The organism is Pantoea sp. 1.19 (assembly GCF_001922585.1).
Lineage (GTDB): Bacteria > Pseudomonadota > Gammaproteobacteria > Enterobacterales > Enterobacteriaceae > 1-19.
This window is the reverse complement of sequence record NZ_MRBS01000004.1, coordinates 307,242-328,462: the sequence shown is the minus strand read 5'-3', so window position 1 is coordinate 328,462 and position 21,221 is coordinate 307,242. Positions and strand designations below refer to the sequence as shown.

17 protein-coding genes and 4 pseudogenes are annotated in these 21,221 nt (G+C 61.2%); 17 read left to right on the top strand and 4 right to left on the bottom strand.

Features of this window, described 5'->3' with window-relative positions:
• The first annotated feature begins 670 nt into the window (after positions 1–670).
• The 9 genes and pseudogenes from tssF (at position 671) to BS626_RS10635 (ending at position 7,932) form a co-directional block, all read left to right on the top strand.
• The gene (tssF, locus tag BS626_RS10675; protein ID WP_075182369.1) at positions 671–2,434 is read left to right on the top strand and encodes a type VI secretion system baseplate subunit TssF; all 1,764 of its coding nucleotides are present in this window, start codon (positions 671–673) and stop codon (positions 2,432–2,434) included.
• Positions 2,389–3,492: a type VI secretion system baseplate subunit TssG gene (tssG, locus tag BS626_RS10670; RefSeq protein WP_075182368.1), complete on the top strand. Its 1,104-nt coding sequence runs from the start codon at positions 2,389–2,391 to the stop codon at positions 3,490–3,492. Before tssF ends, tssG begins: the two co-directional genes overlap by 46 nt.
• Positions 3,473–4,009 (top strand): type VI secretion system lipoprotein TssJ, encoded by a 537-nt coding sequence (gene tssJ / locus BS626_RS10665; protein WP_170870458.1) that lies wholly within the window; start codon positions 3,473–3,475, stop codon positions 4,007–4,009. The genes tssG and tssJ overlap by 20 nt, the downstream gene beginning before the upstream one ends.
• 1 nt (position 4,010) lies before the next feature.
• Positions 4,011–4,454: a type VI secretion system baseplate subunit TssE gene (tssE, locus tag BS626_RS10660; RefSeq protein WP_075182366.1), complete on the top strand. Its 444-nt coding sequence runs from the start codon at positions 4,011–4,013 to the stop codon at positions 4,452–4,454.
• Positions 4,455–4,468: 14 nt separating this feature from the next.
• Entirely contained in the window at positions 4,469–4,939 is a 471-nt protein-coding gene (locus tag BS626_RS10655; RefSeq protein WP_075182365.1) for a hypothetical protein, read from the top strand.
• Between the two features lie 181 nt (positions 4,940–5,120).
• Positions 5,121–6,503 carry a VasL domain-containing protein gene (locus BS626_RS10650; protein WP_075182400.1) on the top strand — a complete coding sequence of 461 codons (1,383 nt, stop codon included), beginning with the start codon at positions 5,121–5,123 and terminating at the stop codon, positions 6,501–6,503.
• Between the two features lie 354 nt (positions 6,504–6,857).
• Positions 6,858–7,040 (top strand): annotated as a pseudogene (locus BS626_RS10645) (integrase core domain-containing protein); the annotation flags it as partial.
• A gap of 159 nt (positions 7,041–7,199) precedes the next feature.
• Positions 7,200–7,504: pseudogene (locus tag BS626_RS10640) on the top strand (type VI secretion system tip protein VgrG); the annotation flags it as partial.
• A gap of 110 nt (positions 7,505–7,614) precedes the next feature.
• On the top strand, positions 7,615–7,932 hold the full coding sequence (locus BS626_RS10635) for a hypothetical protein (RefSeq protein ID WP_083615940.1): 318 nt from the start codon (positions 7,615–7,617) through the stop codon (positions 7,930–7,932).
• On the opposite strand, the gene BS626_RS10630 is transcribed toward BS626_RS10635, so the two are convergent.
• Together BS626_RS10630 and BS626_RS10620 are read right to left on the bottom strand one after the other, a co-directional pair.
• Positions 7,867–8,564 (bottom strand): IS1 family transposase gene (locus BS626_RS10630; protein ID WP_205949624.1). Its coding sequence is split into 2 segments (ribosomal slippage): positions 7,867–8,315 and positions 8,315–8,564, totalling 699 coding nucleotides; the frame shifts between segments, so codons are not numbered across the junction. The two genes, BS626_RS10635 and BS626_RS10630, sit on opposite strands and share 66 nt — an antisense overlap.
• A 56-nt stretch (positions 8,565–8,620) precedes the next feature.
• Positions 8,621–9,097: pseudogene (locus tag BS626_RS10620) on the bottom strand (type I restriction-modification system subunit M N-terminal domain-containing protein); the annotation flags it as partial.
• 422 nt (positions 9,098–9,519) lie between these two features.
• Between BS626_RS10620 and BS626_RS10615 the strand changes: the two are divergent.
• The 4 genes from BS626_RS10615 to BS626_RS10600 all read left to right on the top strand — a co-directional run bounded on the left by BS626_RS10615 (position 9,520) and on the right by BS626_RS10600 (position 12,826).
• Complete coding sequence (locus BS626_RS10615) at positions 9,520–10,875, top strand: sensor histidine kinase (RefSeq protein WP_240494292.1); 1,356 nt, start codon at positions 9,520–9,522, stop codon at positions 10,873–10,875.
• A 2-nt stretch (positions 10,876–10,877) separates the two neighbouring features.
• Positions 10,878–11,498: a response regulator transcription factor gene (locus BS626_RS10610; protein ID WP_075182361.1), complete on the top strand. Its 621-nt coding sequence runs from the start codon at positions 10,878–10,880 to the stop codon at positions 11,496–11,498.
• A gap of 111 nt (positions 11,499–11,609) precedes the next feature.
• The gene (locus tag BS626_RS10605) at positions 11,610–12,107 is read left to right on the top strand and encodes a heme-binding protein (protein WP_075182360.1); all 498 of its coding nucleotides are present in this window, start codon (positions 11,610–11,612) and stop codon (positions 12,105–12,107) included.
• Positions 12,108–12,139: 32 nt separating this feature from the next.
• The gene (locus BS626_RS10600) at positions 12,140–12,826 is read left to right on the top strand and encodes an outer membrane protein (RefSeq protein WP_075182359.1); all 687 of its coding nucleotides are present in this window, start codon (positions 12,140–12,142) and stop codon (positions 12,824–12,826) included.
• Positions 12,827–13,392: 566 nt separating this feature from the next.
• Here the strand turns inward: BS626_RS10600 and BS626_RS18815 are convergent.
• Both BS626_RS18815 and BS626_RS10595 read right to left on the bottom strand, forming a co-directional pair.
• A pseudogene (locus BS626_RS18815) lies at positions 13,393–13,616 on the bottom strand (IS630 family transposase); the annotation flags it as partial.
• A gap of 313 nt (positions 13,617–13,929) precedes the next feature.
• A complete protein-coding gene (locus BS626_RS10595; RefSeq protein WP_075182358.1) occupies positions 13,930–14,556 on the bottom strand; it encodes a YfdX family protein in 627 nt (208 codons plus the stop codon).
• Positions 14,557–15,516: 960 nt separating this feature from the next.
• Between BS626_RS10595 and BS626_RS10590 the strand changes: the two genes are divergently transcribed.
• Genes BS626_RS10590 through BS626_RS10575 form a run of 4 tightly spaced genes read left to right on the top strand, consistent with a single transcriptional unit; the run spans position 15,517 to position 21,025 of the window.
• Entirely contained in the window at positions 15,517–16,227 is a 711-nt protein-coding gene (locus BS626_RS10590; protein ID WP_075182357.1) for an ROK family protein, read from the top strand.
• Positions 16,224–17,273 (top strand): phosphogluconate dehydrogenase (NAD(+)-dependent, decarboxylating), encoded by a 1,050-nt coding sequence (gene gnd / locus BS626_RS10585; RefSeq protein ID WP_075182356.1) that lies wholly within the window; start codon positions 16,224–16,226, stop codon positions 17,271–17,273. The genes BS626_RS10590 and gnd overlap by 4 nt, the downstream gene beginning before the upstream one ends.
• A gap of 3 nt (positions 17,274–17,276) precedes the next feature.
• The gene (gene zwf / locus BS626_RS10580; protein ID WP_075182355.1) at positions 17,277–18,713 is read left to right on the top strand and encodes a glucose-6-phosphate dehydrogenase; all 1,437 of its coding nucleotides are present in this window, start codon (positions 17,277–17,279) and stop codon (positions 18,711–18,713) included.
• The gene (locus BS626_RS10575; RefSeq protein WP_240494291.1) at positions 18,710–21,025 is read left to right on the top strand and encodes a glycoside hydrolase family 15 protein; all 2,316 of its coding nucleotides are present in this window, start codon (positions 18,710–18,712) and stop codon (positions 21,023–21,025) included. Before zwf ends, BS626_RS10575 begins: the two co-directional genes overlap by 4 nt.
• Positions 21,026–21,221: the final 196 nt, after the last annotated feature.

Below are 21,221 nucleotides of genomic sequence, written 5' to 3'. Positions count from 1 at the left end.
CGCCGAAATCGATAAGCAAACTTTTTATAAGGATCCGTTCGGGCACAGGATCGGTAGCGTCACCCTGACTGACCCGGATGGCGGGGCGGTTTACCGCGACAACAATGGAAAAGTTCTGGCCACGGCCGCTAATGATTAACCCGCGTAGTCACGGATCCGTCTCGCCGTTTTAACCCACCTGTCTGGCACACCCGGTGCGATGTCACCCCGCGCGATGTCGATGCGGAAAGCCGCTACCGGCGTAAAGCAAAGCGGCGAAAGCGTTCGCGCAGATCCCGCCCGACTGCGCGGCGCTGCCGGAGCGGGATCACGTCGGCGCGCCGGATCCGCCTGTCGAACGCCGGTTTGCAGGCCGTGCGACAAATTGATGACGCGCTGCCGGCGCTCCGCGCAGGGCCGGTCAGCCAGCTCTGGCCGCATTACCTGCGCACGATGCCAACCGGCACTGGGCATCGCGGGGGCAGATGGGCCACGGCGCGAAAGAGGGTATCGACCCGCTGACAGGGTCATGCCGTCTGCGGCAACGACCGTTCACACCGTTATGGATAATCCGATTGACGAGGCGAGGATCAATCCGCCGCCGACAGTGACTGATGACCCGCCGGCATTGAACGCTGGCGCGGTCAGTACGCTTCAGCTTATGAATGGATATTAATCAGGTGAGTACCCTATGGACGATGTAACCCTGCGCTATTTCGATGCGGAAATGCGCTACCTGCGTGAAGCGGCGAAAGAGTTCGCGCAAACCCACCCCGATCGCGCAGCAATGCTGGACCTGGACAAAGCCGGTACGCCGGATCCGTATGTCGAACGCCTGTTTGAAGGCTTTGCGTTCTCAATGGGGCGGCTGCGCGAAAAAATTGACGACGATCTGCCGGAGCTGACCGAAGGGCTGGTCAGCCTGCTCTGGCCGCACTACCTGCGCACCATTCCGTCACTCTCCGTGGTGGCCTTCACGCCTGCGCTGCAGGCCGTGAAAATGGCGGAAGTGTTGCCGGCGGGTCTGGAGGTCTGCTCCCGGCCGGTGGGGCCGAAAAACACGATCTGCCGCTACCGCACGACCCGCGAGGTGAGGCTGAATCCGCTGAGTATCGCCGGGGTCACCCTCGGCACCGAACCGGACGGGCGTTCGCTGCTGCGGATGCGCTTTGCCTGCAGTACGCAGGCGGACTGGTCCCATGCTGACCTCAGCCACCTGAGCCTCTATCTCGCGGCCGACGCGCCCGTCAGCAGTCAGCTGCACCTGATGCTGACCAGGCGGCAGGCCGCCCTGTATCTGCGCCTGCCCGGGCAGGCTGACCGCATTCGACTGGACGGATACTTCTCGCCGGGAGGACTGGCGGCGGAAGACCGGCTGTGGCCAACCGGGGATACCGCCTTCAGCGGCTATCAGCTGCTGCTGGAGTATTTCACCTTCCGCGACAAGTTTATGTTTGTTCACCTCAACGGGCTGGATGGCATTACGCCGCCTGCCGGGGCGGAGTATTTCGACATTGAAGTGGTGTTCAGCACGCTGTGGCCATCAGACCTGCCGATCGCCGATGACGCGGTGCGCCTGCACTGCGTGCCGGTGATTAACCTGTTCACCCTGGAGGCGGATCCGCTCACCATTACCGGACTTGAAAGTGAGTACCTGCTGCGCCCCAAGCGACTTCAGGACGGGCATACCGAGATTTACTCCGTGGATTCGGTGACCGGCTCCAACCGCACCAGTGATGCCGAATACGTGCCGTTCAGCAGCTTCCGCCATCAGGGCGGAATGATGCGCCGCCATGCGCCGCCCCGCTATTACCATACCCGCGTCAAGCGTGGCGTCTCCGGGCTGTACGACACCTGGCTGATTCTGGGCGGGCACCAGTGGGAGGATGACCGGTTGTTTGAGCGCGAGGCCGTCTCGCTGCAAATCACCGGCACGAACGGTCAGCTGCCGCGCCGGGCGCTGCAGAGCACGCTGCTGGACCGCTGTGAGCAGGTGGTGCAGACGCCGCTGTCGGTAAGAAACCTCTGCAAACCCACGCTGCCGGTTTATCCGCCTGTGGAAGATCGTTTTCACTGGCGGGTACTGAGCCACCTTGGCTCCGGCTTCCTGAATATGATGAGCACCGCCGAAGTGCTGCGCGGGACGCTGGCGCTGTACAACTGGCAGGAGGACGAACTCAATACCCGGCGTCTGGAGGCCATTCAGCAGGTGGCACATCATCGCCTGCAGCGGTTTGAGCAGGGCTACCTGCTGCGGGGGCTGGATATCGAAGTGACCCTCGACAGTAACGGCTTCACCGGCGAGGGCGATATTCACCTGTTCGGCGACATACTCAACCGCTTCTTTGCGCTCTATGCCGATATGAACCAGTTCAATCAGCTCACCCTCATCGTTCAGCCAGAAGGAAAATGCATCCGGTGGAAAGAGAATCACAGTCCGCGCCTGCCAGGCTGATAGCGCAGCTGGGGGACCGGCTGCCATACATCAATTTTTACCGCTTCTGCCAGCTGCTGGAGCAGAGCCAGTCGGGCCAGCCGGTCGCCGGCAGCACCTGGCAGGTGCGGCAGGAGCCGGTGCGCTTTCGCCCCCATCCGGGCATGGGCTTCCCGGCCGCCGAAATCCAGGGGATGGAGCCGTCCGGGCATGCCCATCTTCCCCCGACGGTGCGCATCACCTTTATGGGGCTGTACGGCGTGGAGTCACCGCTGCCGACGCACTATATCGATGACATCGCCCAGCGGCGGGAAGGGTATGAAGCCACGGCGGATTTTCTGGATATCTTCAACCACCGGCTGATTACCCAGTACTACCGCATCTGGCGGAAATACTCCTATCCGGCCACCTTTGAGGACGGGGGAAAAGACCGCACCTCGCAATACCTGCTGGGGCTGGCCGGGCTCGGAATTGACGGCTGCACCGAGAGCATGGCGGCGCCGGCCTCGCGCTTTCTGGCGCTGCTGCCGGTGATGCTGTTGCCGGGACGCACCGCAGAGGGCATGGCCGCTCTGGTGCGCCTGCTGGCACCCGGTACGCAGGTGGCCATCTGGCACCACGACAAACGCCGCGTGCCGCTGAAGCAGCCCCTGACCCTGCGCGTGCGCCAGCCTGTCACCCTGACGCATCGCCCGGTGATGGGCAATTATGCCACCGACGTGAACAGCCAGGTGCTGATGCGCCTGACGACCACGGTGCCGGACGACGTGCCGGGCTGGCTACCGGGCGGGGAGCTTCACGCGGACCTGATGGCGCTGCTGCAGGTGTACCTTGGGTCGCGGCTTGATGTCCGCCTGCAGCTGTGCGTCGACCGTAGCCTGCTGCCGGCGGCGATCATCTGCACGAAACCTGAGGCCGGCGCCGCGCAGCTCGGCCGCACCGCCGTGATGCGGCCGCTGAATGCGGCGCATACTGGCGCGCACCCCAACACCCTAACCATCCATCTTGGCCGCTATCAGCGGGTACAGGAACATGTTCACCGCAGGGAGACCGATGAAAATGGCGATTATCGCTGGTAAATGTCCTCTGGCTGCGCTGGCCGCCGGCATCACGCTGATGCTGGCGGGCTGCGGGCTGACGCAAAAAGTGACCGACGGCACCGTGGCCGTGGCCCAATCGATTTTTTACAGGCAGGTAAAAACCCTGCATCTGGACCTCCGCGCCCGCGAAGCTGTGAACAGCAATGCCGGCGGGGTGGCGCTGTCCACCGTGGTGCGTATTTACCAGTTGAAGGACCGCAAGACCTTCGACAGCACAGACTACCCGTCGCTGTTTAACGCCGACAGCCAGGCCATCAGGGCAGACCTGGTAGCCGAAAAGGCCATCCGCCTGCAGCCGGGCGGCGCGGTGATGGTCGATATGCCGATGGAAGCGGACGCGCAGTACGTGGCGGTGGCCGGGATGTTTATGTCACCGGACCGGGTGAACAACACCTGGCGCGTGGTCCTCCGCCGTGCGGATCTGGATCCCGATAAGGCCCGGGTGATTGAAGCGGGCAATAACCAGTTAACGTTGATGCCGATGAAGGATAATTGATATGCCGCACCCTTCCCTCTATGACACCCTTTTTGGCAACTTCACCGGCGGCCTCGATCTCGATCAGGTCAGTGAACAAAATCAGGTCATTTTGTCCGTACTGGACAATATGCAGCGCATTCTCAACTGCCGTGCCGGCACGCTGGCGCATCTACCGGACTACGGTTTGCCCGATATGACCAAAATTCTGCAGGGGATGCCGGGCACCGCCCATGCGCTGATGGGCACCCTGTCGGCGGTGCTGCTCAAATACGAACCGCGCCTGCAAAACATCACCGTTGCGCTGCTGGAGCAAAACGTCCCCGGCGAGCTGCGCTACGCCATTGATGCTGAGCTGAAGGGCATTGGCCTGGTGCGTTACGGCACCGAGTTTATGCCCGAGGGGCGCGTGATGCTCAGACACCTGAAGCAACAGCAGTATCTTGATACCGACACCCGCCTGTAAGGCCAGATAACATCATGTCAGTGAAATCACAGTTTCTACACAAACTGCAGGCCAGACAGCCCGCACCGGTTCCGCCTGCCGAGAAGACGCAGGCCGATATCGCAGCGTTTCGTCAGCGAATGGCGCAGCTTCAGGCGCAGATGGACGCGTGGCTGACAGAGACCGGACTGTGCGTGGAGGCGTTTAGCGTCTCTGTCACCGATCTGCTGGTGGAGGGCGGGGCCTTTGAGATGACCGGCCTCCTCCTGCGCGTCGACGATCGGACCATCACCTTTACGCCGGTATTTCTGTACGCCCAGGGCATCACCGGCTGCGTGGAAGCGGCCGGCCATGCGCAGGGGCGAGTGACATCACTGGGGCGGCTGGTGATGTGCTCAGGCCGCGAGAATGACTGGACCTTTACCCCGCCCGGGGCGTTATCCCGCCCCGGGCAACGCGTTGATGAAAGCACGTTTTTTGGCCTGCTGATGGCGCTCGTTCCCTGACGGAGCCGGAAGGCGTCATCGCGTGAGCAGCGTGCCCGCTGCGCTGGCGCATCGCCATGCGCAGGATCGCCCGGTGGCGGCCCCGGCGGCCGACGGTTTTGGCCGCGCCCGGACAGGCAGAAGCCGTGCCGTATCAACCTCTCCTTCAACCGCTTTTTACACGTCAAATGGACAACGGGTCATGCACGACATCTCTCCACGTAAAATCAAGACCGGCGGCGATCCGCGTACGCTACCGGATTATGCCGCCCTGCGCGACGAAATGCATAAGCTGACGCATCCGGCGCGCCCGGATGTGAACTGGCGCTATGTTGAACAACGCTGCCTCTCGCTGTTTGAGCAGAACGGCGTCGAGCTACAGACGGCGGCGTGGTACACGCTGGCGCGGACGCAGCTGGCCGGTTTAGTCGGGCTTAATGAGGGCCTGGCGATCGTGACGGCGTTGATCAGCCACCAGTGGGGGGCACTCTGGCCCCAGCCCGTGCACGCCCGCCTGGCGATCCTCAGCAGCCTGAGCCAGCGTCTGCAGCAGCGGATGCGCACGCTCCCGCTCAGTTACGGCGATCTCGGCCAGCTGTATCGGGCGGAGCGATCGCTAAACGAACTGGGGGAGGTGCTGCAGCGCCTCGAGCTTAAACATCTCAGCCAGCTCGATACGTTACGTACCCTGATGCACAACAGCGCCGTCCGGCTGGAAAACAGCGATCGCTCCTCCCACGCCGCGGCGGACATACCGGCGGAGAGCGCGCTGCCTGCCGGCGTGATACCGGAGGCGGCGGCCGGGCGGGGCGAGGCGGCCCCTCTCCCAGAGGAGACGGCACACCGCGCCGTGCAGTGGGTGTACGTCACGCCGCCAGAACGCCGGGTGAGTGAGGCCGAAGCGGCGGCAATGCCCGCTGCGGTAAAAAAATGGCCGGCCTTCGCCGCCGGGATGGGGACCATGCTGGTTATCAGCAGCGTCGCCGTGGGGAGCTGGCAGTTTCTTCAGCGGCCAGACCCGCTGCAGGCTCAGCTTGCCGCCTCCCTCGATCCGCTACCCGCCACGCTCACGCCTGAGCAACGGGCGGCGCTGGCTCCGCCGCTGTCCTTAGCGCGGGACGTTATCTCACAGACCCAGCGGCAGCTTATCCGGCTGGATGCGCTGCCCCCCGACTGGCGTTTTGCCTACGGCGGGCAGCTCGTGGAGCAGGCGCAGGCGCTGTGGCCGGAGCAGGCAAAACCGCTGGCGACGCTCTGGCGGCAGCAGCTGACTGCGGCGGCAATGCCGGTGGACAATCTGGCAGGCTGGCATCAGGGGATGGTGAAGCTCAGGCAGCTGAGCGATCGGCTAAACGCGCTGGATGAACAGAAGGGAAAATACATGACGGTCAGTGAGCTGAAGTCCGTGGTCTTTTCCACCCTGCAGTCATTTAACCAGTCCATACCGGCGGAAGAACAGCTGCGCAGATTGTCAGACCAGCCTGCCGGCGCCCCGTTACCTGCCGCCGCCGGGGCGCAGCTGGAGATGCATCTGAAACAACTGGCTGCGCGCTATGCGGTAATAAAGGAGGGGAGTGCAAAGTGAGCGCGGCGCTCCGGTATCGCTCGCCGGGAGAGGTCGGGGGGACGCGTGTGTCCCCCTGTGCGGCCGCGGCTAAATCGGCCCACCCACCCCTTTAAACTTCTCAATAAACTCGCTAATTTTCTGAAAAACGCTCTGCTTTTTCGTTTTGTATCGCGGGCTCCCTTGTTTTTGCACATCGTGCAGTGGCGCACGCATCCCGGCACCGAGCCGCCCGGTCAATCATGATTGCGGCGGGCGGTCGCTACTGGCTGACTGTCGAGGGGCTGGTGGCTGGACAGTCTGCTGGTCTGGCAGAACAGCGCCGTCAATGACCTGCTGGCGGTGCGGCGGGGCGATCTGCTGGTGATGACGCCCTGCGCAGAAAGCGTTTTTCACTCAATAAAGGTGGAATGTATCCACGGAGAACGCTTTGCCAGCCGGGAAATAATGCGAACCACGGTGTTAAATTATATCGAGTATGATGACAATCGCTGGCGTCGGCACGGTGTCTGCGGCGGTATCAGCCCGAAACAGTTCGAAAACCAGCCCCTCGCTTAACGCCGCGTCCACATTACACGAGTAGGAACATTATCTCATGGGGTCAAAATCATGAGTCAGACAGATACGCTGAAGCCCCCCCTGTCTGCGCTAACTGAAGGCGGGCTACACCGCTACCGTCTGGATATTCCGTCCTGCACGGGCTCACGACTCGGTGTGGGCGTCAGCGTCCGGCAGAGCGTGGCGGCGCGCTCGGTCACCGCCGGCGATTACCACCACCGCGAAGCCAAACCTTCCTGACTTCCGCACCGGCGGACATGACCCGCGGCGACGGGGAGGGGAATACCTACGGCGAGGTGTACCATTACCGCCCGCGCCACCTTGAACGGGGCGACAAAATCACCCCGGCGGCGGAAACCGGCAACGTCTGGGCGCGCCTGGAGCACGAGCGCTTTCTCTCCACCCAGACCGCGATGACCGGCAGCAGCACCGACCCTGACCCGGGCCCGGCAAAGCTGCTGACTTACATGGCGGCGAAGCAGAAGCCACGCTCCCTGAGGCTGGGATGGAGTGAGAAAGAGGGGAGCGGGGTTGAATTTTCAGGCGCAGCTGAACGCTAATCCGGAGGCAGGGAATGACCATTCATGATGCCAGTAAGAAAAAGAAGGACGACAAGAAGCAGGACGATGATTCCGTTAGAAAACTGACCACCGGGGAAGTTGCCTTAGCCAGAACGGTATTCGGCAACCGGATCGATTACGAGAAAGTGAAAATTCATCATGGCAGTTGTCTGCCATTTGGATTGCAGGGCGAGAGTGTGGCAATGACACCTAATGGTGAAATATATTTCCGGGATTGGTATCGCGATGACGGTAATGATTCCAACTTACTGATAGTGTTTTATGTTCAGATAATGCCCGATGACTTTATCATGCAGCTCCACCGATTTTGAGAACGACGGTGACTTCCTTCCCAGCCTTGCCAGATGCTGCCTCAGATTCAGGTTATGCCGTTCAATGCGCTGCGCGTAACGTTTGCTGATAACGTGCAGCTCTTCCTTCAGGCGTGATTCATATAGCGGCCAGCCATCCGTCATCCATACCACAACATCAAAGGGCGACAGCAGGCTCAGAAGACGCGCCAGTGTGGCCATAGTGCGTTCACCGAAGACGTGCGCCACGACCGTCCTGCGTATCCTGTCATACGCGTAAAACAGCCAGCGCTGGCGTGATTTAGCCCCGACGTAGCCCCACTGTTCGTCCATTTCAGCGCAGACAATGACGTCACTGCCCGGTTGTATGCGCGAGGTTACCTGCTGCGGCCTGAGTTTTTTAAGTGCCGTAAAATCGTGTTGAGGCCAACGCTCATAATGCGGGCGGTTGCCCGGCATCCGACGCTATTCATGGCCATATCAATGATTTTCTGGTGTGTACCGGGCTGAGAGGCGGTGTAAGTGAACTGTAGTTGCCATGTTTTACGGCAGTGGGAGCAGAGATAGCGCTGATGTCCGGCAGTACTTTTACCGTTACGCACAACGCCTTCAGTCGCGGAGCAGGCGGGACAACAGACAGAGACGAAAGCCACAGGAGCACCTCAAAAACACCATCATACGCTAAATCAGTAAGTTGGCAGCATTACTCCATATCGTGATGAGAAATGGCTTCCGGGCTGAGATCGGTGTTAGCAAACTTTTCAACTACCTTGAACAGCAGCTTGGCATCGTCCAGCTGGCCGACAAACTCGTTGAATTTAAAATGTTCAAAGATCTCACGGGCATCTTTCGAGAAGCACTGGACGTAATTCTCCAGGTTGTCTTTGATATCGTTCTGCCCCATTTTGCCAAGGTCCATGGGCGAGGTGTTAAAGAACGACAGATTATGGGTCGCGCGTAAGATAAATTTTTCTTGTCCCTCTTCCGGCAGCGTTTTCATCGCTTTCACTTCAGCGGCTTTAGCCACCACCGCATCTTTACTGGCGGCCAGCACGCACTCAAGGCGGCGCAGCAGCGTGAAAGGCAGGATGACGCGCCCGTACTGCGACTGCTTAAAATCACCACGGAGCAGATCGGCCACCGACCAGATAAACGCCGCGGTGTGAGAAAAATTCGTGTTGGTCATAAAGCCCTCGAGGAGATCGCGGCCATGCTGCAAGTGTGCAGAGGCAAAAATTCGGTTTTTGAATGGAGTGGGCAAAATAATACCCGCTACAGGAGCAATGACAAATGGCTTAAGGAAAAAAGCGCATGAATAAGGGGGATAAGAGCGCCGGGGCTGTTCCGGAGCGCGCAGCGTTTGCTGCCAGGCATCGCCGGAGAAGTCGGTGTCTTGCTGTTCACGGATCGGCGCCGCGCGCTGCTTCTCCAGCCCGCCATCCGCGCGTCCGCTCCGTAATCTTACGGATTGAGTCGGCCGCTCACCGCGGGCCATAATGTCATGTGGAGTGGAACGCGCGTAGCGTATCCGCGTTCCGATAATGCGCCATCCCGCCGGCGCGCGGCAACCGGCCAGCCCGCGATGAGCGCCGGCGCCGCGCCGGGGGGATGATCCTCTATACAGTTGGCCTGTCAACCCGGCAGAATATGTACAAGATGATGATGTGGCTGCTGCTGACCCTGCTCTCCTGCGGCGGGCTGGGCGGCTATTTTTTACAGCAGCAATATGCCGCGAAGAGCGCCGAATTTCGGATTTTTTACCGCGATGTGACGGTGAAGCTGGCGCAGCTTGACGCGATCATGCCGCTGCTGCCGTCCGGCCCGTACAGCCGCGAAGTGCGCTCCCTGTTTCCGCACATCGTGCAGTGGCGCACGTATCCGGTCACCGAACCGCACCGGTCAATCGTGATTGCGACGGGCGGTCGCTACTGGCTGCACGTCGACGGGCGTGCGTTACTGATCGATCTTAACGTCGTCGTCGATCGCGTGTCGGAGACGATCCCTTTTCAACAGATAGCGGTGGTGTGGCAGGGGCAACCTGTGTTTACGCGCGGCGCCGCGGAGGGCGGCGAGTACTGGCAGTGGCAGAAGGCCATCGTCAGCCCTTCCCAGCCGTTTGTGCTCCGCGCCGGCGATAATCCCGCCTGGGGCGCGCTGCCGTGGCTGCTGATCCTGTCGCCCGGGCCGCTGTGGGGGGCGGTGCTGTATCTGCTGCATCAATACCGGATCAACCGCCGCCGCCGCGATATGGCCGATTTGCGCGCGCATTATGCGGAGCTGACCCGCCTGAACACGCTGGGTGAACTGACGGCGGGCATTGTGCATGAACTCAATCAGCCGCTGACTGCGATCCTGAGTTACACGCAAACGGCGCTGCGCTTGTTACTTCAGCAGCGAACGGAACCGGTGCCCCCGCTGCTGGAGGCCGCCGTGGTGCAGATTAAGCGGACTGACGCGCTATTGCAGCAATTTCGGCAAAAGCTGGTCAGTGAGCAGGCTGATTATCAGCCGATTGTGCTGGCGTCGCTGTGGCAGCGGGTGATCATGCTGTTGGATAATGAGATCCGCCGCCACAAGGTGGCCGTCAGCAGCGCGATGGCGGCGGACTTACCCGCCTTGATCGCGCCGCCGCTGTGGGTCGAGCAGATCCTGCATAATATTGCCCACAACGCGTTGCAGGCCCAGCAGCACAATGCGGCGGGCACCGCCTGGATCAGGCTGGAAGCCGTCCCGGAAAATGACGGTATTCTAATCACACTGAGCGATGGCGGTCCCGGCCTGTCTGAGGCGGCGTTACAGCAGGTGTTTATGCCGTTTTTCACCACCCGGCCCCACGGCATCGGCTTGGGAATGGCGTTGGCGGATACCCTGGTTCAGCGCCTCAACGGCACGATTGAGGCGGCGAACATTCCCGGACAGGGGGCCTGTTTCACCCTGTGGTTACCCCGAGCTCACCAGGAGTAAGTATGACGCAAGCGATCTATCTTATCGATGATGAACCGGCCATCTGCGCCTCGCTCAGCGGACTGTTGAGCACGGTCGGTTGGCAGACGACGACGTTTGCCAGCGCCCACGCTTTTCAGCAGGAGGCGGGGCCGCTGTCCCTGCTCGCCGGCTGCATGCTGCTGGATATTCGCATGCCGGGAAAAACCGGGCTGACGCTGCTGGATGAATGGAAGCAGCAGGGGCTGGCGATCCCGGTGATCATCATGACCGGACACGGCAATATTGACCTGTGCCGCCGGGCTTTTAAGAACGGGGCGTTTGAATTCCTGACCAAACCGATTGATGCGGATTTGCTGTTTGAGGTGGTGGGCGGGGCGCTGGAACAGCAGGCGCAGTGGCAGCAGCAGCAGCAAAAGCGGCGGCTGATGCAGGATCGGCTCCGCACGCTGACCCTGCGCGAAAACGAGATTTTCGCGCAGATGATGCAGGGGCAATCAAGCAAAGAGATTGCCCGACGCTATGCGCTGTCGCCGCGCACCGTCGAGGCGCATCGCGCCAACATTTTCACCAAGCTTGATGTGAATTCACTCCCGAGATTGATGAGCGCCTATGGCGAACTGTCTCTGTGGAAAAATACGTAGGCAGGTAAGTCATTCTACCTGGTCAGCCAGGTCGTCGCGCCAATAGTTTACCGCCAGTGCTCCTTTTATCCTGTTGTCCGTCCAAATGGGATAAGCAAGGAGCCCCACACCATGAAACGTCACGTCGTTACCGCATTGATACTCAGCAGCCTGGCCGCGATTGGCAGCGCAACCGCTGACACCCTGACTGTAAAAAATCTCTCTGTCGCGCTGGCCGATTCGCTGGCGGAGAGCGCCATCGAGGCCTGCCGCGCCAGCCAATACACCATTGCCGTTACCGTCGTCGATCGCGCCGGTGTGCCACTGGTCATCAAACGCATGGATAACGCCGGTCCCCACACGCTGGAAGCCAGCCGGATGAAGGCCTACACCGCACTCAGCACGCGTAATACGACGGAAAACGTGATGAAAAACGCGCAGGCCAATGCCGGTGCCGCCCACCTGAACGATATTCCCGGTTTCTTACTGTTGGCCGGCGGCATCCCGGTAACCTCCGGTCAGGAGGTGCTGGGCGCCATCGGCGTGGGCGGCGCGCCGGGCGGGCAGCTGGATCAGCAGTGCGCGCTTGACGCGCTGAAAGAAAATCAGCCTGCCCTTCAGGCCGGTTAAGGGCTTTCACCAGGATATATGGAGAGAGAGTAATGAAGATCACCTCTGTGTTATGCCTTGCGCCGCTGGCTGTGGCCGCTGTTCATGCTCAGGCCGCCGATCGGTTTCCTGCGGGGTACTACGCGTCGGCAAAATACCTGCAGAGCGAGCAGCGGGCCAGTGAACTGGATACCAGTAGCCGCCCCGGCGTGGGCGCATTTGTCAGCGGTAAGGAGAAGGAGCGCCTGGGCGGTGCGGCCCTGGCGGCCGGGTATCAGTTTGGCAATGGCTGGCGCGTGGAGGGGGAGTACCGCTTGCGGCAAAAAACGGCGTTTACCAGCGGTTCTACCCTGTTTCCCCGCAGCGTTAACCATTTGCAGGTAGAGACCGACAGCCTGATGCTCCATGTCTATCGTGACTACGCGCTGGGCTACGGCTTTTCCCTGTATGGCACGCTGGGGCTTGGCGTGAGCAACATTCAGGCCGGCGGCTGGCAGGGCGTGACGTCGCGCGAATATGCTTCAAGCACGCAGCATAATCTGACCTATGCGCTGGGGGCCGGGGTGAGCTATGCGGTACGGGCATCGCTCAATATCGATCTGGGTTACCGCTACGTGGATTGGGGAAAAATCGAGAGCGGCTACAATAACTTCACCAACGTTCGCGGCCTGAAAGATGAGCAGATAAAAGCGCGCCTGGTGTCAAACGAGCTGACGCTCGGCGTGCGCTACCTGTTCTAAACGGCCATCGGCCGATCGGCGGGACGGGTGCGTGGTACAGCGGATAGCATCAACCGCGCGACCGGCAGTGTTCACCGGTGTGTGCCACATCTCCCGCGCGGAAGGCCTGCTGTTGCCTGCTTTCTCCCGTCGGTGTTACGGCCGGGTAAGGCGGTCAATAGCAGGCGGAGGGCCGTGCTTTAGTGAATCCGATCCGCAGCAGGGCGGTTGACCTGCGCATCTCCAGAAAAGATCGACTGATGCAGTCCATCCCGCTAGCGATCCCGCACCGGCAGGCGCGCCAGAAACCAAGACGCTGGCAGACGCTAGCGACACAGGGCGCCGTATTGTTAAGGACGATGGTTACTCCTGAGCCCTCGCTACGGCGACATTCCCGTGCAGGTCACTGAATGACCCACCGGTTGTTGTTGAGCCGTCGCCGGAGAAGAGCGGCATGGAGGCCATCCCCTTCCGCTCCGCAAGATAACAGGTTTGAAGGACAGGCTGATGTTGCGAATATCGGCCAGCCTGGCGATTGCTGTACCGCGTAGTCAGGGACAATCAGGCATTCACGATAACCATCGTGGCAGCATATCGGCGACCGGCCATCGTGGGGCGCGCCCGGGCCTGAGACGTTTGAGGCCTTCGGTAGCCTGTAACAGAAACCCGTTTATCCATCCACCCGCGGATGAGCGGCGGCACGGCGGTTGCTGGCAACAGTGATGGCACTCATCCCCTGATGCCGCATTGGCATGGCAATGGGCCGTCTGGCCTGACTGTTATCGCCGGTCTGGCGTGCTTGTTTACGCATCCGTTGGCGTGCTTCATCAGGCGGGGGAGGCGGCGATCGGCTCCCTCTGTCCGGTGGGTGAGGGGGAGGTTTGACGATGGATCAGAGCGCACAATCCGGGCTGAGTTCCCTTAAGCGGTCTGCTGTATGGCGACGCTGTTTAGCCGGTTAGCGAGAGGAGTAAAACACAACGCGTTGTCCATTGCGGGGCTTAGCCATCGGCAGGGGGGAGGAGCCGCGCAGGCTTATTGCTATGCGGCATCCTTTCCTTATCCGCCAATGCCGGGCGCCGCCAGGGCGTGATGGCCCTGGCGGCGGAAGCGGCGGTGGACAATCAGTTGGCGACGACGGCCGCGCCATCAACCACGATGCTGTCCTCAATGGATTTCAGCACCAGGTTAGCTTCGTAGTATTTTTTCTGGCTGAGCAGGGTCTGGGCTTCCGCCACCGCTTTCTGTGACTGCTTCAGCGGCATCAGATAGAGGTTCTGTACCACGGCGACGTCGGCCAGGCGCAGCACGTCAATCGCCCCTTTCTTATCGCCGGCGGCCAGTTTCTCATTGGCTTTTTTGATCGCGGCTTCTTTTTCCGGGGTACCCACGTAGTTTTCGCTGATGCCCATGGTCGCGTCGATAACCACGTACTGGTCATCTACCAGAGCGGCTTTTTTGCTGCTGCGGGCAAATTTTTTCCAGTCGGTACTGTCATCGGCCAGCAGCTTCGCCGCGGCGTCGGTCAGCTTCACCGCGTGTTCCGGAGCGCCCTGGAAAATGGCCACGCGCGCCATGCGGACATCGCGGACGGCCATAAAGCCCTGCTCGGCGATTTTCAGCGCTTCGGCAGACTGCTGGCGTACTGTATCGGCTTTGGCAACGGCCGCCGGCGCTTCATGGGCGCTGACGAAAGACGGAGCAGAGGCCAGGGTTGCAGAGATCAGGGCGGCAGTTAATAAACGTTTCATCGCGTAAATCCTTTTTTTATTTCTGTCGGGAATGACTGTTCAGTCAAACGTATTTTTTAGAGAACGCTTCGCAATGGGCGAAGGTGTTAATTGAGAGTATAAGTACGCTGGATAAATATTTTATCAACGGGATGGTGACGGGGGTAAAATATTTTTTTTTGCCGAAGTTGTAATGGTGTTGGCGGTGCCAAACGGTACCGGGAGCTATCCAGGACGGCGTGCGGGGTGAGGAAGTATTGCCCGTTGGCGATGGCGGATGATTCGCACCCGGTAATGGCGACGGCTGCGCCTGACGTATTTGTTGGCGGGCATCTGCGACGCGAAAAGCCATCCTCCGCGTTGTATCAGGCTACGCCGCGCGGGCAGCCTGTCGCCGTGCTTGCCGATGCGCAAGGGCGTGTCTTTGTCGGAGATCAAAAAAAGAGTAAATAGAGCGGATATTATTTAATAATGACATTCTGACATATATTTTTGCAAATTGTCTTTATTTTGCTACCGAGGTTGCCGGATATATTTCAATGCGTGACGTAGCGTCTCGGTTCCTGTTTCGCGACCGCGGTTTTTTTTAATCGCGCCATGACGCTTCGTTTAGGTAAACGTGGTTAGCATTAATCGCAACGTTTTTTACCGTTAATCAGACGGAAATAAGCGTACGGCGCCGGAGCGCCTCGCCTGCGCGATCGGGCGGTACTGTTGGGGCGGCGATTTGTGCTATTCCAGCGCAGAGGGCCGCCGGGAGAGTCACCGCGGCGTATCATCGACTACGCTTATGGCTAACCCCGCTGTTCTGTTATCTGCACCGCGATGACAAAGGATAAGGATATCGGTTATGCGCCCTGTCAGCACGCCACGCCCGTTTGCTTGCTCTCCCTGCGGTTGGCAGGCGCACGTTATGCATTCTGGTCGTCGTTCCGGCCCGCCGCGCGGCGGGCTTCCCTCAGCAAAATGGAAAACCCGCCTATGCCTGAAAGTGTGAATGCCGCCGTTACGCCCGCGTCAGGGGCGCTGAACGTAGAGAAGAAGATTGCCGTCGTTGACGTCGGGGGCACCCACGTTAAGGTGTTCGCCGGCGCGCAGCAGAACGAGAGCCAGTTTACTTCCGGGCCGGATATGACGCCGGAGACCTTCCTGACCGGGCTGCAGCGCAGTCTGGATTTGTCGGCGTTTGACGGCATCAGCATCGGCTTTCCGTCGCCGGTGAGCGGCAACCGGATCCTGAAGGATCCGGTCAATCTCGGCGCGGGATGGGTCGATGTCGATTTCGCCGCGCGTCTTGGCCGGCCGGTGAAGCTGATTAACGATGCGGCGATGCAGGCGGTAGGCAGCTATCAGGGCGGCAGCATGCTGTTTCTCGGCCTTGGTACCGGGCTGGGCAGCGCCCTGATCGTCGCGGGCCAGCTGCAGCCGCTGGAGCTGGCCCATCTTCCCTACCGCGAGAGAGACTACGAATACTACGTGGGTGAGCACCATCGCGAAACGGTGGGGGACGCGGGCTGGCATCAGGATGTACTGACGATCATCGATCTGTTTTACCGCGCCGTTATGCCCGACTACGTGGTGGTCGGCGGCGGCAATATTCATCATTTACGCGACCTGCCGACGTATGTGCGGCGGGGCGATAACGATAACGCGTTTTCTGGCGGAATCCGACTGTGGAGTGATCATCTATGAACAATGTACATGCAGTATGTCAGCAGCTTGGTTTTATTGGCCTGGGACGGATGGGGGCGGCGATGGTGCGCCGTATTTCCCGCGCCGGTATCCAGTGCGTGGTGTTTGATACCAACCCCGCCAGCCAGCAGTACGTGCCCGAGGGCGCCGTGTTCAGTACCTCGCTTGAGGAGATGGTGCGCAACCTGCCGGCGCCGCGCCATATCTGGCTGATGCTGCCTGCCGCGGTGGTGGACGGGGTGATTGACAGCCTGCTACCGCTGCTGGCGCAGGGGGATACCCTGATTGACGGCGGCAATTCCCATTTCACCGACGATATTCGTCGCGCCGGGCTGCTCTGCGCGCGCGGGATTCACTACATGGACGTCGGCGTCAGCGGCGGGGTGTGGGGCGAAGCGCGCGGTTACTGCCAGATGATTGGCGGCCCGGAGTCGCATTATCGCTTCCTTGAGCCGGTATTCAGCGCGCTGGCGCCGGGGGTGGACGAGGCGCCGCGCACCGCCGGACGCGAGGGAGAGCCGTCACCGGCGGAGAAGGGCTACCTGTACTGCGGGGCGTCCGGTGCCGGTCACTTTGTCAAAATGGTGCACAACGGCATTGAATACGGGCTGATGGCCGCCTATGCCGAGGGGCTGAACATTTTGAAGCAGGCCAACCTCGGACACCAGCAGGTGGAGGCCGATGCGGAAACCGCGCCGCTGGAGCATCCGGAGTATTATCAGTACACCCTGCCGGTCGGCGAGATCGCCGAGCTGTGGCGCCGCGGCAGCGTGGTCGGCTCCTGGCTGCTGGACCTGATCGCCGGTGAAATGCACCAGTCGCCGGATCTCGGCCACTATGCCGGGCGCGTGTCCGATTCCGGCGAAGGGCGCTGGACGGCAACGGCGGCGATCGATCTTGGCGTACCGGCGCCGGTGCTGACCTCGGCGCTGCAGGCGCGGTTCAGCTCGCGCGGTAACGATCTGTTTGCCGGCCAGGTGCAGTCGGCCCTGCGTCACGCGTTTGGCGGTCATCAGGAAAAACCGGGCGACAAACAAGGAGAGTAAGCCATGAGCAGCATGTCATTAGTGATTCTGGGGGCCAGCGGGGATTTAACCAAACGGCTGTTAATGCCCTCGCTGTTTCGTCTGCATCAGTTGGGTATGATCCCGACCCTGAAAATTATCGGGTATTCGATCGATAAGTGGGATCGGGAGACGTTCATTGCGCACCTGCGCGAGGCGGTGTTTGCGTTTGTTCCGGATGCGGATGAATCCGTCTGGCACACCTTCAGTCAGCAGCTCGATTTCGTCAGCGGCTCGCTGGAAGCGGACGCGTTGAAGCAGCTGGCGGCCACGCTGTCGCCGTCGTCGCTGTTCTATCTGGCGCTGCCGCCGACCCTGTTTGGCCAGGCGGCCGAAGCCATCGGCCAGGCCGGCCTGGCGGAGGAGAGCGGCGAGCACTGGCGGCGCATCATCATCGAAAAGCCCTTCGGAACCGACCTGACGTCGGCGATGGCGCTGCGCAATCAGGTGCATCGCTACTGGAACGAATCCCAGGTGTACCGTATCGATCACTTCCTCGGCAAAGAAGCCACCCAGAACCTGATGCTGTTTCGCTTTGCTAACCGCGTGCTGGCGCCGGTGTGGCAGGCGGAACACATTGAGCAGGTGCAAATCACCTATGCCGAAACGCTGGGCGTGGAAAATCGCGCGGTGTATTACGATAAATCGGGCGCCACCCGCGACATGCTGCAGAATCACCTGATGCAGCTGCTGACCCTGACCGCCATTGAGCCGCTGGGCCGCTGGGACGGCGAGATCCTGCGCGATCACAAAGTCGAGGTGCTGAAATCGATTCGCCCCACCGATGATATGCCGGTCGATGACTGGGCGGTGCGCGGACAGTATTGCGCCGGTCAGATAGATGGCCAGTCGGTGACTGACTTCTGCAACGAGCCGAACATCCCGATTGATACCACCACGGAAACCTTCTCCGCGCTGCGCTTTGAAATCGATAACTGGCGCTGGAAAGGGGTGCCGTTCTACCTGCGCAGCGGTAAGCGACTGAAGAACAACTATGCCGAGATAGCGGTGGAGTTCAAAGCGCCGGCCGGTGCGCTTCCGGGCGATTTGAAGGTCAATAACAACTGGCTTATCTTCCGCATGGGCGAGAACATGGGCATGGATATGCACATGACCGCCAAAATGCCGGGCATGCATATCCAGACCCACGACATCACCCTCAGCGCGCCCTACACCCAACCCGGACAGCACGAAGTGTCCGCCTATGAGCAGCTGCTGATTGATGCGCTCAACGGTGAGCGGGCGCACTTCCTGCGTTTTGACGAAGTGGAGTGGGCGTGGCGGGTGATTGTGCCGGCGCTGAAAGCCTGGGAGCAGGGCTGTCCGGATTTGTACAAGGCCGGTACGGAGGGGCCCGATACGCAAAACCGCATTATGCGTCCAGGACACCGCTGGCGTCCTTTAGCGGAGCCGAAGTCATGATGCCGCACACCGATGCCCCCGGCACTCCGGGGATCCCCGCCACCTGGACCAGCAGCGCGAAGGACATGGTAGGCACGTCGCTCGGCCACGCCCGGGTATGGTTTACCGTCGGCCACGGCATTCTGAACGAAGTTTACTGGCCCTCCTGCAGCATGCCGCAGATTCGCGATCTCGGTTTTATCGTCGCCGGGGAGGATTTCTGGGCGGAGGTGAAGCGGGTTAATCACTACGCGCTGTCGACCCCGTCGCCCGATGTGCCTTTACCGCATATTGTTCATCAGCACGAGCGTTATTGCCTTGAGCTGGAGATGGTGGCCGATCCGGTGCGCGATGTGCTGCTGATTCGCTACCAGCTGGCGGGCGAGGGGCTCAGGCTCTTTCCCCTGCTGGCGCCGCATCTCGCAGGCGAAGGCGGTGGCAACCTCGGGCGGGTGACCGACAGCGGCCTGCTGGCGGAAAACGCGGATCAGTTCGTGTTTCTGGCGGCGGAAGGCGGCTTTGCGCGCGGCAGCGCCGGCTACGTTGGCTGCTCTGACGGCTGGCAGGATTTTAGCCAGCACGGGCAGATGACCTGGCAGCATCCGCAGGCCGGGCCGGGTAACATTGCGCTGATGGGCGAACTGAATCAGCAAAGCGGCGTGCTGGCGCTCGGCTTTGCCAACACCGCCGAGGGCGCTCGCACGCTGGCCAGGTGCGCGCTGGTGGGCGGCTATGCCCAGGCGCGCGAACGCTATATCCGCGGCTGGACCGAGTGGCACCAGCACGTCAGCTTTCCGGCGCTGGAGACGCTGCCGCCGCGGCTGGCCGATGCGGTCAAAACGTCGATCACCGTATTAAAAACCCACGAGGGCCGCACGTTCCCCGGCGCGCTGGTGGCCAGCCTCAGCACCCCGTGGGGGGATGCGCATCAGGATCCCGGCGGTTATCACCTGGTATGGCCGCGCGACTCGGTCGAAGTGGGGTTTGCCCTGCTGGCCTGTGGCCTGACCCACGAAGTGCAGGCGCTGCTGGCCTACCTGATTGCCATCCAGCAGCCCGATGGCCACTGGCTGCAGAATAACTATTCCGATGGCCGGCCCTACTGGAAAGGGATCCAGCTGGACGAGGTGGCGCTGCCGGTTCTGCTGGCGGCGACGCTGCAGCAGCAGGGATTACTCGGTGAGATGCAGCCGGCGGCCAGCAAAATGGCGCAGAACGCCCTGCGCTTTATTGCCCGCAACGGCCCGGCCAGCCCGCAAGATCGCTGGGAAGAGAACGCCGGCATCAACCCGTTTACGCTGGCGGTGTCGATAGCCGCGCTGGTGGGGGGCGCCGAATGCGGCCTGCTGGATGAGCCCGATCGCCAGTATGCGCTGTCGCTGGCGGATGACTGGAACGCGCGCCTCGAATCCTGGGTCTACGTGCAGGAGACCGATATCGATCGCGAACACCGGGTATCCGGTCACTATGTGCGCATTAACCCGGGCTACCATTCGGCGCGCTACGGCGAGGTGATGCTGCGTAATCGCCACGAAGAGACCATCAAGACCCGCGCGCTGCTGGGCATGGAATACCTGACGCTGGTCCGGCTGGGGCTGCGCAAGGCCAGTGATAAACGCATCCGCGACACCACTAAACTGGTGGATAAGCTGCTGTGCGTGAAGCTGGAGGCCGGTCCTTACTACTATCGCTACAACGAAGATGGCTACGGCGAGCATCATGACGGTCGGGCTTTTGACGGCAGTGGGATTGGCCGCCTGTGGCCGCTGCTCAGCGGCGAGCGGGGCCACTATGCGCTGGCCTGCGGCCAGAGTGCCAAAGCTTACCTTGAGGCGATGCTGGCTTCGGCCAGCGGCGGCGGCATGCTGCCCGAGCAGATTTGGGATCAGGACGATATCCCGGCGCGCGGGCTGTTTAAAGGCCGGCCCAGCGGCAGCGCCATGCCGCTTATCTGGGCGCACGCCGAGCTGATCAAGCTTATCTGGACGCAAAAGACCGGCAAGCCGATTGAGCAACTGCCGTGCGTAGCGGCGCGCTATGCGGACAACCCCACGACGCCGGCGGTGTTTCACTGGCGGGACAGTGTCCGCAGTGAGGCGCTGCCCCGCGGGCGGGCGCTGTGGATCGAGGCCAGCGAGCCATTTTTACTGCATTTTGGCCTGGATGGCTGGCAGGACGTGCAGGAGAAGCCGAGCCAGCCGGCCGGTTTAGGCATGCACGGCGTGCAGCTGGACGCCGCGGCGCTCACCGGCGCCACGCTGCAGTTCACCCGCCGCTTCGACACCCGCGGCTGGGAAGGGCAGAACTGGAGTCTGGATCTGCATCCCGCCTGATCGCTGACGCAGACCGCGCCGCCGCGCCGCTTACTCCGGTCGGTTTGGCGGCGCGGCGCGTCGGACGCCAACCTGAACCGCACGCCCTTGTCCTTGGGCGACCCTCTCTTCGGGCGCCGCGCGAGGCGGTTGCCCGCCTTACGGCAGTGATTTCTGTTGATGCATGACTGGACACACCGGAAGCGATGATTATCAT

Excerpts from the sequence above, each read along its gene's own strand:
- BS626_RS10610 (WP_075182361.1), top strand. The coding sequence starts at position 10,878 with ATGACGCAAGCGATCTATCTTATCGATGATGAACCGGCCATCTGCGCC.
- tssE (WP_075182366.1), top strand. The coding sequence starts at position 4,011 with ATGCCGCACCCTTCCCTCTATGACACCCTTTTTGGCAACTTCACCGGC.
- BS626_RS10605 (WP_075182360.1), top strand. The coding sequence starts at position 11,610 with ATGAAACGTCACGTCGTTACCGCATTGATACTCAGCAGCCTGGCCGCG.
- BS626_RS10655 (WP_075182365.1), top strand. The coding sequence starts at position 4,469 with ATGTCAGTGAAATCACAGTTTCTACACAAACTGCAGGCCAGACAGCCC.
- tssF (WP_075182369.1), top strand. The coding sequence starts at position 671 with ATGGACGATGTAACCCTGCGCTATTTCGATGCGGAAATGCGCTACCTG.
- BS626_RS10650 (WP_075182400.1), top strand. The coding sequence starts at position 5,121 with ATGCACGACATCTCTCCACGTAAAATCAAGACCGGCGGCGATCCGCGT.
- tssG (WP_075182368.1), top strand. The coding sequence starts at position 2,389 with ATGCATCCGGTGGAAAGAGAATCACAGTCCGCGCCTGCCAGGCTGATA.
- BS626_RS10595 (WP_075182358.1), bottom strand. The coding sequence starts at position 14,556 with ATGAAACGTTTATTAACTGCCGCCCTGATCTCTGCAACCCTGGCCTCT.
- BS626_RS10590 (WP_075182357.1), top strand. The coding sequence starts at position 15,517 with ATGCCTGAAAGTGTGAATGCCGCCGTTACGCCCGCGTCAGGGGCGCTG.
- gnd (WP_075182356.1), top strand. The coding sequence starts at position 16,224 with ATGAACAATGTACATGCAGTATGTCAGCAGCTTGGTTTTATTGGCCTG.
- zwf (WP_075182355.1), top strand. The coding sequence starts at position 17,277 with ATGAGCAGCATGTCATTAGTGATTCTGGGGGCCAGCGGGGATTTAACC.
- BS626_RS10600 (WP_075182359.1), top strand. The coding sequence starts at position 12,140 with ATGAAGATCACCTCTGTGTTATGCCTTGCGCCGCTGGCTGTGGCCGCT.
- BS626_RS10575 (WP_240494291.1), top strand. The coding sequence starts at position 18,710 with ATGATGCCGCACACCGATGCCCCCGGCACTCCGGGGATCCCCGCCACC.
- tssJ (WP_170870458.1), top strand. The coding sequence starts at position 3,473 with ATGGCGATTATCGCTGGTAAATGTCCTCTGGCTGCGCTGGCCGCCGGC.
- BS626_RS10635 (WP_083615940.1), top strand. The coding sequence starts at position 7,615 with ATGACCATTCATGATGCCAGTAAGAAAAAGAAGGACGACAAGAAGCAG.
- BS626_RS10615 (WP_240494292.1), top strand. The coding sequence starts at position 9,520 with ATGATCCTCTATACAGTTGGCCTGTCAACCCGGCAGAATATGTACAAG.